Raw genomic sequence first — 3,120 nt, 5'->3', positions numbered from 1 at the left:
CTGTGTACGCTTGGACTTTTCTCTTTCCCATGTTTCACCCCTATTTAGTTTAAATCTAACTATAGCAGGTGTCCACTAATCGTGGGGCAGTCGGAAGTTTAACGAATAGGCCTACTGCGGATCCTTGATAGAAACGCTCTTTTTCTCCATAGTAAAAAGCATCATGAGATACTGAAAACGCAACCCTGTCTGGTATCGCAAAAATCTGTAAATCATATTAAGCAGAAACGACTCATCCGTCATAAACTCTCCAGGGTAGTTAACCATCAAGGCGAGGACCTCCGTTGAATGCGTTTGTTGAGCCTACAGCCCATTTCTCTAACTGGTACAAGTTTTCCCCGTGCAAATAGATTGACCTTTCCAGTTCACACGCTTCACGGAAGCATTGTAGCAACTTACTTGATAAAGTCCCCTGTAGGCAGGGGTATCATCATGAGTGTAAAGATTATCTTCAGGCCCCCAATCTTCATAATTAAGCTGATAGATAACTTCCGGAATTGCCATTATTTGAAATCCTACAGGAAAAGGAGATTCTGATGAAACTTCATTGGGTTGATAGGTATATGACAAATCCAGATTTCCGTATATGTGGCTGTGTTTTCAGGAGAGACAAAAGCCGTATCATTGCTGTCATAATCACTAAAATTCATCAATTGGGTTGTCTTTATAGAAAATCCGCAATCCATATCCCTGCTGAGTATGACTGCCAGATTACAGCCGGGGCCTTTCAGCGTCCAGTCCGTTTCTTCTCCCTTTTCATAGAAGGTAAAGTCCGAACCCAGCTTGGCGGTTCCGTCCGTATGAATGGTTATATTGAATGGGATTTCGGCTTTCTGGGAAATTGTATAATCCAGGCTGAGAAATATTCCCGCAAATAGCAGGTTGAAACAGTTTCCGCTGCCAAAAACATCAACATCGGTGAATTGAAGAGCAGGATTTAGATTACCTTCATAGTTTCCGTCATATCCGTTGTATATCATACTGTCGGCTATTATTTCCCGATTCCGGGAAGATGCCTCGGTTTTACTGTTATTTAAGGCTTCCGAGCTTTTATCTTGTTCTTTTTCCGTCAACGCCGCAAGCGGAAGTGACAGTAATGCAAGAAAGGTTATAATAACGCATGCCTCTCTTTTTACAGGAAGTCCCTTAATTCCTTTTAACAAAGTCGCATCCCCCATATTTTAATATTTCTCCGGATTCCGAAAGGCTGTATTCAACAATATTTCCCATATTTCTACCGTAACCCTGAACTTTTAGCAGATCATCAGATAGCTCTGTCAGGGCAAATCTCATATTTCCATCTGTTTCTGATTCTATCAACAAAGTTAACACTCCCATCTTCTCATCAAATGAAAGATCAACCGCATCAATGAATCCGACTCCCTCGTAGCGTCCTGTCCGCTGCCTCCAAACAGAAGATACCGGTTCAGGTGAAACAGCGGATACTGGGCCCATAAAATAATTCCCCATATAACATAAAAAGACTGCTTTATCTGTATCAGTCGTCGGTCTGAAAACAAGACCGGTGTCACCAAATGCTATTGAGTTATCAGACAGGATTTTCATGGGAGATTTGACATCCATTTCAGGAATTCGCCCGGTTAAGACGCCATCTATGTTTTCGATTGAAACTATTCCGGTTCCTCCGTTCACATAATAACCGGCCAAATTGGACAAATCCGTTTCCTGAGAGATTTCAGTATTAATAAGAGGGGAGGAGGGAGAAGGCTTTTTGCCGATAAGAAGGTCTGCAATATCCATAGTCAAGGAAGTGAGTTGTTCATTGTCTCCTGCATTGTCATTTGACGCCAGAAAAATGCCTATTCCCTTTTCTGGTATGATTTCCATCTCGGAATAAAAAGGCGGAATTGTACCTCCGTGTTCAAAAACATCACATCCATTTTGCGATTCGATCCAGAAGGTCAACCCTATTTTAAATGAGCCGTCCAGAGGGGTGTTCATGTTCTGTAGAGAAAACATGGACAGTAATGTTTCGGGCTGTAATATCCTATTGGATTTGCCGGCGCTACAATTCAGTAATTCTTTTAGAAAAGTATCCATATCCACTGCGGACAGAAGTATCGAGCCCGCGGGAATATCCTTGATAAACCACATGAGGTCTTCCGGTTCTCCCCTTGTAAATCCTCCTGATACATTGGGATCGTCTTTTGAAGAAAGCATGACAAGGGAATCATGCATGCCAAGAGGGGTAAAAATATGATCCGTGATATATTCTTCGTAAGTAGATCCTGAAACTCTTCCAATCAACTCCCCCAAAAGACTGAAACCGGAGTTGTTATAAGCAAAGACAGTACCGCTGGCCCATACCAAATACTCTTCAGAAAGCATGTTGGAGGTATCCATAAACGCATCGGGATCCGGGGCCTCCAGGGTAAAGTCCTTGAAGTATGCACTGGGGAGTCCTGAATGGTGAGTAAGAAGATTCCGGATCGTAATTTCCTTATTTACGGTTCCAAATGATTTTGGGTGAAACTCCGGAAGATATGTCCTGATATCGGCATCAAGATCGATTGTGCCATTTTCTTCCAATTGCATTATGGCAATAGCCGTAAAGATTTTGGTAACGGAACCAATCTGAAATAATGTATGCTCTGTCACGGGTAGCTGTTCGGGAACTGTTTCCCGGAGCCCGAATCCTCTGGTCACAATAGACTGATCACCGTATACTACCGCGGCTGTAAGCCCGGTAATTCCCTGTTTGTCTATCCGACTTTGTATCAGCTGTTCCACTGCCTGCGCTTTGTCTTTCTTCGCAGAAGAACTGACACAGCTTACAGACGATATAAGAATGATCAAAAAAAAGATCAATCTAAAAAATGCGACACCATGTTTAATGTCTTTCATACAATTATTACTCCTTAAGAATTAAAATTTTCATTTTAAAAGTAGGCTTAAAGAGTGTGGAAAGTAATCATCCGTTGTATGAGAAAGGAGGTATTTTTAGGATGATTTTTGTATGACTTGGTTGTTTTTACTTCGAAACAAGCGTATGAAGCCCGGATTTTCCGCTTTATGTCAACATAGATTACGCGCTCTTTGAAATATTTTGTGAAGATTTTTTACCTTCGGTAGAGGATTGTCCTTCATAGTTTTTACCAG

The 3,120-nt window shown here is 41.7% G+C and carries 2 protein-coding genes; both read right to left on the bottom strand.

Features of this window, described 5'->3' with window-relative positions:
* Positions 1-515: 515 nt before the first annotated feature.
* Positions 516-1,163, bottom strand: a complete 648-nt coding sequence (locus tag F459_RS0121785; protein ID WP_154651775.1) for a hypothetical protein — start codon at positions 1,161-1,163, stop codon at positions 516-518.
* Complete coding sequence (locus F459_RS0121780; RefSeq protein WP_020614754.1) at positions 1,147-2,865, bottom strand: serine hydrolase domain-containing protein; 1,719 nt, start codon at positions 2,863-2,865, stop codon at positions 1,147-1,149. The genes F459_RS0121785 and F459_RS0121780 overlap by 17 nt, the downstream gene beginning before the upstream one ends.
* Between the last annotated feature and the right edge of the window lie 255 nt (positions 2,866-3,120).

The organism is Sediminispirochaeta bajacaliforniensis DSM 16054, from assembly GCF_000378205.1.
GTDB classification, from domain to species: Bacteria; Spirochaetota; Spirochaetia; order DSM-16054; family Sediminispirochaetaceae; genus Sediminispirochaeta; species Sediminispirochaeta bajacaliforniensis.
Note: the sequence above shows the minus strand (reverse complement) of the source record. Positions and strands in the feature narration are given on the sequence as shown.

What these genes read in the sequence shown, in the direction of transcription:
- F459_RS0121780 (WP_020614754.1), bottom strand. Translation starts at nt 2,865, where the DNA reads ATGAAAGACATTAAACATGGTGTCGCATTTTTTAGATTGATCTTTTTT.